At 72.5% G+C, this 7,699-nt stretch carries 4 protein-coding genes and 1 pseudogene; 1 reads left to right on the top strand and 4 read right to left on the bottom strand.

All coding sequences use genetic code 11. The annotated features are described in order from the left end of the window. The 4 genes from VF697_RS15165 to VF697_RS15150 all read right to left on the bottom strand — a co-directional run. A partial coding sequence (locus VF697_RS15165; RefSeq protein ID WP_331095577.1) for a hypothetical protein occupies positions 1-1,672 on the bottom strand: 1,672 nt, incomplete at its 3' end. A 100-nt stretch (positions 1,673-1,772) separates the two neighbouring features. Further along, positions 1,773-3,716, bottom strand: a complete 1,944-nt coding sequence (locus VF697_RS15160; protein ID WP_331095575.1) for a hypothetical protein — start codon at positions 3,714-3,716, stop codon at positions 1,773-1,775. After that, positions 3,716-4,675 (bottom strand): FecR domain-containing protein, encoded by a 960-nt coding sequence (locus VF697_RS15155; RefSeq protein WP_331095573.1) that lies wholly within the window; start codon positions 4,673-4,675, stop codon positions 3,716-3,718. The genes VF697_RS15160 and VF697_RS15155 overlap by 1 nt, the downstream gene beginning before the upstream one ends. Positions 4,676-4,757: 82 nt before the next feature. After that, positions 4,758-6,605: a sensor histidine kinase gene (locus VF697_RS15150; protein WP_331095571.1), complete on the bottom strand. Its 1,848-nt coding sequence runs from the start codon at positions 6,603-6,605 to the stop codon at positions 4,758-4,760. A gap of 213 nt (positions 6,606-6,818) precedes the next feature. On the opposite strand from VF697_RS15150, the pseudogene VF697_RS15145 reads away from it, so the two are divergent. Continuing rightward, positions 6,819-7,699, top strand: a pseudogene (locus VF697_RS15145) (glucuronylhydrolase); the annotation flags it as partial.

Genomic DNA, 7,699 nt, shown 5'->3' with positions numbered 1-7,699 from the left:
CCAGGTCCCCGCCGCTCCGAGCGCCGCCAATGCCCAGCCACTCCTGCGTCCCCATGCGACCGGCGAAGAAGAAGCCTCGGCCGTCCTCGTTGTCCGGGCCGCACGAAGCCGTGTTGGGCGTACAGCCCGTCGCGCCGATGGAGGAGTAGCGCGGCGCGGACGCGTTCTGGCTGGAGTTGCCGCTCGTGTCCTTCGGGAAGGAGAAGGACAACTCGCTGTCCGCCGTCCCCGCCGGATCCACGCGCACCGCCTTGGTGCCGCTCCGGTTGGGCCCGAGGACGAGCCGGTCCCCGTAGGGGAAGATCTGCGCGAAGGCCGAACCGTCCTTGAAAGGATCCGTACGCATCAGCTCCAGCTCGAAGACGGAGACCTCACCCGACGAGACCGTCCCGGAACTCACGGGTGTCCGCGCGTTCCCATCGGTCCCGCTCGTGCTGGTGGTGAAGGACACCTTTCCCTGGCTGACGGCGCGGTAGCTCCATGTGTAGGTGGTACTGGCCCCCCCCGCGAGCTCCACCGGGGAGGGGCTCGGCACGGTGGCGGGCTCCGCCACGCCGCTGCTCACCGAGGGCACCGTGGGCAGCACGTCCCGGGCCGTGGCGCTCCCGGTGTTGGTCACGGTCAGGACCACGTCGAAGAGGCTCCCCGGACGGACGTGCGAGGGAGCCGCGAGCACGCCCGTGAGGGTCGCGGGCCGCTGCACGCTCACGGTGGAGGAGGTGATGGGCGGCACCACCACGGGAGCCCCATAGGTCTGGTCCAACCCGCGAACCCCCGCACGGAAGGAGCAGGAGCCCTCGCCCGTGCCGATGACGCGCGCGCGGAACACCCCGCGCCCTCCCGCCGCGATGTCCACACTCGCCGGCTCCGGCCCGGACACGAGCGTCACCTGCCCCGTGCCCACGGACGTCGCGGCCTCGAGCTTCACCCCGAGCACCGGGGAGCCTCCCGGGTTCGTCACTTCCAGCTCGATGTCGAACTGCTGCCCCAGGTTGATGCGCTCGGGCAGGAGCAGGAAGCGCGCCGTCAGGAGCCCGGGCGTCGGTCGTATCCGCAGCGGTCCCGCCTCCACGCCGGACACCCCCAGCTCCGCCCCGAGCTCCGACTCGCGGCCCCAGGCCTCCAGGGAGAAGCGCACCTCCCCGGGCGCGGTGGTCCCCAGCTCCCAGGTGAAGAGCGTGCTTTCGCCCGCGAGGATGTCGGCGGGCCCGGGCTCCGAGACGACCTCCGCCCTCCCCTCGCCCACCTGGCTCAGCACCGGCGTGACCCCGAGCGCGCTCGTGCTCCCCACGTTCTCCACCGTCAGGACCAGCCGCGTCCGCTCGCCCACCAACACCTGCGCCCGCTCCAACGCGGCGCGGGCCTGGAGCGTCGCCAGCGGTCGCTCCGACGCGAAGTACGCCCGTGGCAGCTCCGCGTGCTGGCCCAGGGGCCCCACCAGCGACAGCGTGTGCCAACCGGGCCCGAGCCCCACCGGCACCCGGGCGCGCAGCGTGCGCGCGTCCTCCAGGGTGACGTCCTCCAGTGCCACCTCGCCGAGGAAGGCCTCGAAGCGGGCGTCCACCGAGAGCGGCTCCGGGCCACCGATGTGCTGGGTGGCGAGCGCCAGGAAGTTCTCCCCTTCGATGGTCACCGCCACCGGCTCGGCGGTCCGTCCCCAGGCCGGCACCACGCGTTGGGGTCGGGGCTCATGCTCGGAGCCCGGACCCCGGGCGCACGCGGCCCCGAGGACGCAGAGGCAGAGCAGCACCAGGAACCGAGGCCATCCACGCTCAGAAGATCTCAAGGCGGTACCCCAGGTGGAGACCCACACCGCTCAGTGCGCCCCGCAGCACGCGGAGGGCCGGATCGTCGAACCAGCGGAAGCTCGCCTCGAGGAAGGGCTGTCCCGGCCCGAGCGGGAAGCCCACGCCCACCACCGCCTGCGCGCCGAATACCCAGGCGGCCTCCTCCAAGGGGGGGCCCTCGCCCAGCCGCGAGCTGCCGCGCACCCGGACCAACGAGGGGCCCGCCGCCACCCAGCCCTCGAAGCCGCGTCCCAGCGAGGAGCGCAGCGCCACGGCCAGGGTGCCATCGAGCCACTCATCGCGTCCCGTGAAGCCGGGCACCGCGTCCCCGCCCGTGCGAGCGAGCCGCAGGTAGCCGGTGTCCAGCAGGAGCCCCAGGTCCGGCAGCGGACGCGCCGGCCACAGCTCCAGGCGCACGCCCGCGGACGGGGCCAGCACGTCCGCGAAGTTCGTCACCATCCCCACGCGCGGCCCCACCAGCAGCACGGAGCGGCGGTGCAGCAGCGAGACGGAACCTCGGCCGAGCGCCTCCCCCACCCGCACGTTCAGCTCGGAGAGATGGTCCACGCGCGCCGGGGGTGGCACGTACCGCAATTCATACGTGCCCGTCTCCCGAGACACGAGCGTGATGGGCGGCCCATCCGCGGCGACCGCCTGGGGCCAGGGCTCCGGCACCGGGTTGCCGAAACGATCGGCCACGGCGATGCGCCAGGACACCTCCGCACGACCATCCGCCACGAGGAAGGGCTGCAAGGGCTCCACCGTCACCCGAGCCGGAGTGCCGGCCCGGAGCGCCACCGTCCGGGTGAGGAGCGGAGCGGAGCCGCCCTCCGCGAGCAGCCGCAGCTCGAGCCGCTCCCGTCCGCCGAAGCCAGGCGTGATGCCGAGCACACCCACGTACTCTCCCGGTCGACGCTCGGTGAGCGCCACGCCCTCGCCCCGCTCGGACTCGAGCCGCAGACGGGCCTTCGCCGGGTTGCCGATACCGTCCCGGGCGGAGACCACCACCGTCACCCGGGCCTCCTCGGAGGCCACGAGCTCCTCCCGGTCCACCCGCATCTCGAAGCTTCGCGCGGGACCGGCCACCGCCTCCACCCGCACGCCGAAGGACGCCCGCCGCTCTCCCGGCACCGAGCCCTTCAGCTCCAGGGTCCCCGCCGGCCCGGGAGGCACGGTCCACCTCGCGACGGACACGCCCCGTCCCACCTCCACCGGCGCCCCCACGGCTCCTCGCGAGGCGGAGAAGGTGAAGGAGCCCGAGCGCTGTGTCCCGCCCTCCGGCTTCACGACGTACACCCGGACGTTCACCGACTCCTCGCGATCGGCCTGGAGCTCCCGGCGCTCCATGATGGCGTGGACGAACGGCTGCGGCGGCACCCCGAGATGGATCCGCTTGCGTCCGAAGAAGGCCTCATGCACACCGGGCGGCACCGCCACGGGAATGCGCGCGATGCCCGTCCTCGCGTCCGCGAGGATCGGCCCATACGTCTCGGGGCCCACCCGAAGCGTCACGGGCGCTCCGGCCCGGGTGCGCACCTCGGCCTCGCCCTGACCCCAGAGCGGGAGCACCGTCCAACCATCGAGCACCCCTTGCGGCCCCCGGGCGAGCGCGGAGAGGATGACCACCAGGGGAAGCTTCTGCCGGGGCGGCACGTAGGTGGCGCGGAAGGCCCCCGGCCCCACCTGCGTCAGTGGCCCCAGCTCGCCGCGGCTGACGAACAGCTCGAGGCCGGTGGCGGACGGCTCCAGCTCGATGCGCACCTCCGCCTCGCGATCCTTCCCCAGTAGCACGTGCCCGGGCACGCACTGGATGCGGATGCCTCCCCCGGCGGACGCCTGGGGCGCTTGCGTTCCCGCCGCTCGGGCAGGCTGGGAGCCCGCCAGCACCGCCAGGAGGAGCAACGCGAGGGGGAGCGAGCGCGAGGACATCAGGGGGCCTCGTCCCACCGGAACTTCACGGATTCCGCCTGGGAACGCCTGGAGCGTGCGCGCGGACGACAGGCCACCAGCATCTCCTGTGTCCCCCCCCCGGGCTCCCTCGCCACCACGCGCACCTTCGAGCGACCCGCCCGCTGGGGGACGTCCGCATGGAAGGAGCCATCGCGGGACACCTCCGCGGGCGCGTCCTCCACGAACACCTGAGACCCCGGGCGCACCTTCCCGGAGAGGGAGAGGCACAGGGCGTCCTGGGAGGAAGCCTTCGCGGCGACCTTCAGCAACACGTCCAGCGGGATGGGCTCGGCGGCCATCGGCTTCGCGCCCTGGAACACCACCGATTGCTGTCCGGCGCCCACCTGGACGGTGCCGCCCCCGGACGACAGGTCCACCGAGCCCACCTGGGTGGCCACCGCCACCATGGCCCCACTGTGGAGCATGGTGAAGCGCGCCGCCCGCGTCTCGGCCACCGCGCCGCTCTCACTGTGCACACGCAGCACCCGGTCCTCCCGGGCGCCGTAGTCCACGTCGATGCGACCGCGCGACAGTTGGAAGGCGTGCACGGCGGGCGTCACCTTGCCCACCCGCACCTCGGAGTGCTCGGGGATGGACAGCCTCGACGTCTCGTCTCCCACCCGCAGGCCCGCCCGGGCTCCCGGGCCGGTGCGCACGGAGTCATCCGGAGCCAGCGCGTCGCCCACCTGCAGCTCCACCCACTTCTCGCCGCGGGCCCGCTCCACCGCGCCCACCACCTCGACGATCGTGGCGCGCACGTCCGGCACCACGACCGGCGCGGGCCGGACCTCCGGGGGGGGTGCCACGACGACGACCGGGGCGGACCGGGAGGTCGCCACGAAACGCTCGAAGACGAACCAGCCCCCCAGGGCCAGCAGGGCCACCAGGCCCAGCCCGAGCGCCAGCGACCGCCCGAGCGTGTCACGCGAGGAGCTCACGACCGGACCTCCCCGCCCGTCCACTCCGTGCCTGTGTCCCGCTCCGTCCCCATGAAGAACTCCTCCCTCGCACCCCGTGGATTCACGCGAGGTGCGCCTCCCCGCCGACCGCGGGAAGGATGATGGTGATGAGGGTGCCCTGCCCCTCGGCGCTCTCCAACCGGATGCGCCCATGGTGGGCCTCGATGATGCGATGAGCCACCGAGAGCCCCAGCCCCACGCGTCCGGGCTCGTCCTTGGTGGTGAAGAAAGGATCGAAGATGCGCTCGCGCAACGACTCGGGGATGCCCTTGCCGGTGTCCTTCACCGACAGGCACACCGCGTCGCTCTCCACCGCCGAGAGCCCCACGGTGAGCGAGCCGCCCTCGGGCATCGCGGTGACGGCGTTCTGCAGCAGGTGGGCCACCACCTTCTGGAGCTGGTCCGCGTGTCCCAGCACCCGCGGCACCGACTCGGACAGCTCACACGTCAGCGACACCCCGCGCGCCTCGAGCTCCTCGCGCACCTCCTGGAGCGCCGCGCGCACCGGCTGGGCCAGCTCCAGTGGACGACCCGCCCCCTCGCGCTCCTGCTCCGCCATCTGCCGCAGCTCGCGGATGATGCGCGCCATGCGGCGGGCCTGCTCGAGCGCCATCCTCAGGCTCTGGCCCAGGGGCGAGGTGGCGGGCACCTCCTCGGAGGACAGCGACAGCAACCCGAGGATGCCGGTGAGCGGGTTGTTGAGCTCGTGGGCAATCCCCGCGCCCAGCGAGCCGAGCGCCGCCAGCCGCCGCGTGCGGGCGACCTGATCCTGCGCCTCACGCAGCTGGCGCGTCCGCTCGTCCACGCGCTGCCGCAGCTCCTCGCTCCAGCCCCGCAGCTCCGTCTCGCGCCGCTGCAGCTCGTCGGCCATGCGGTTGAAGGACCGGGCGAGCAGGCCCAGCTCGTCCCGGCCTCCCTCGGGGACGCGCTGGTCGTAGCGGCCCTCGGCGAGCGCGGCCACGCCCTCGGAGAGCTGGGCGACGGGCTGGCCCACGCCCCGGGAGAGCACGAGCCCGAGCACCCCGGTGGCCACCAGCGCCACCACCGCCCAGAAGAAGGTGTAGCGCCGCACGTGCTCGGCCGGAGCGAAGGCCTGGCTCGCCCTGCGCCCCACCACCGCGCCCCAGCCGAGGTCCGGCACGGGAGCGAAGGCGGCGAGGTACTCGATGCCGTCCACGCCGCGCACGGTGCGCACCACCGGTGTGCCGAGCGAGAGCCCCTCGAGCACCAACCCGCGCTCCTCGTGGCTCAGCGTGGCGCCCGGCCCGGTGTGGGCCACCGGCTCGCCCTTGTGGTCCACCACGAAGGCCAGCCCGCCCTCCTGGGCCAGCTCCTCCACGCGGCGCCCCAGCTCGGCGAGCGACAGCTCCGCCAACAGGAGCCGGGAGGCGTTCTCCCCCGCGCGCACCGCGAGCGCCACACGGCCCCCGGCGGCCTCGGGCGTGCGGTACGGGGGGCCGATGGCCGCGCCGGTGGACAGGGCGGCCTGCACGGGTGCCTGACGCGAGAAGAGGTCCAGCGAGGCCTCGGTGACGCGCTGCCGGTTGCCACGGGCCTCCGGGGTGTAGACGGCCGGGGCGACGGCGCGGCCCTGCCCGTCCACCAGCACGAGCAGGTTGAGGGCCGTGAGCTGACGCAGGGGAATGCTCAGCACGGAGGAGGCCTCGTGGGGCTCCAGGCGCTCCAGTGGGAGGTACTCGGCGGCGAGGCGGAGGTTGTCCACGCCCACGAGCACCAGCTGGCGGCACGAGCGCGCGAGCTCCATGGCGGACTGGGTCTGTAGCCCACCCACCAGCTGGTGCAGCTCGTCCCGGTTGGCGCGGAAGGACACCCCACCGAGCAACAGGACAGGCACCACGCCCACCAGGGCGAGGACGAGCATCAATCGTGAGGCGAAGCGCACAGGCACGACCACTCCCCTGTCCAGCGGATGCGGCCGATTGCAGCACAGGAGGACGAGGCGGATACGACCCAGGAGCAATGGGACGTTGCTCCCTGAACGTGCCCCTCCTCCAGGAGTTGGAAGTCAGACAGCGTGGAGGTGGGAAGCCACCCTACCGCGCCACTGGTCCTCCGCCATGCACACCCCATCTTCCCGAGTCGACACAGGAAGGGGTACGGCATGGTGGGCAGGGCTCGAGAAAAATCTTTCACATGGCTGCTGGTGGGGTGTCTCTGCGCACTCGCGGCGGGACCGGCCCGAGCTTTTGATGACGCGGCGGCGGACCGGGCCCTCGAGTTCGCCCGGCAACAGTTGAACCGCTCGGCCACGAATCCGCGGATACCGACGAACCAGTACCCCAAGGCCAGCACCGACGGCACCTGGAAGCTGGTGCCCAACACCGACATGATCGGCTGGGTCCAGGGCTTCTTCCCGGGACAGCTCTGGTACCTCTACGACCAGGGGCGAGACCCATTCTGGAAGACCAAGGCGGACGCCTGGACTCGCAACCTGGAGGTGCAGAAGACCGATACGCAGACGCATGACCTGGGCTTCAAGTTCATGCCCAGCTTCGGCCACGCGTACCGGCTGACGGGAGACCCCTACTACCAGAACGTCCTGCTGACGGCCGCCGGCTCGCTGGCCACGCGCTTCAACTCCACGGTGGGGGTCATCAACTGCTGCGACTGGAACTCGGGGTGGCAGGTCCCGCTGGTCACCGACACCATGGTGGACCTGGAGTTGCTCTTCTGGGCCTCGCAGAACGGGGGCAATCCCGCCTGGAAGGACATGGCGCTCCGCCATGCCCTGAAAACCATGACGGACATGGTGCGAGCCGACGGTGGCACCTGGCACGTGGTGGACTACAGCACCTCGGGCCGCATCCGCTCCAAGCGCACGTTCCAGGGCTACAACGACGCCTCCACCTGGGCCCGAGGGCAGGCGTGGGCCATCTACGGCTTCACCATGGCGTACCGGTACACGCGGGACGCGCGCATGCTGCAGACGGCGCAGAAGGTCACCGACTACTACCTCGCCCGGCTGCCGGCGGACTCCGTCCC

Source organism: Archangium sp. (assembly GCF_036388035.1).
Lineage (GTDB): Bacteria > Myxococcota > Myxococcia > Myxococcales > Myxococcaceae > Archangium.
Note: the sequence above shows the minus strand (reverse complement) of the source record. Positions and strands in the feature narration are given on the sequence as shown.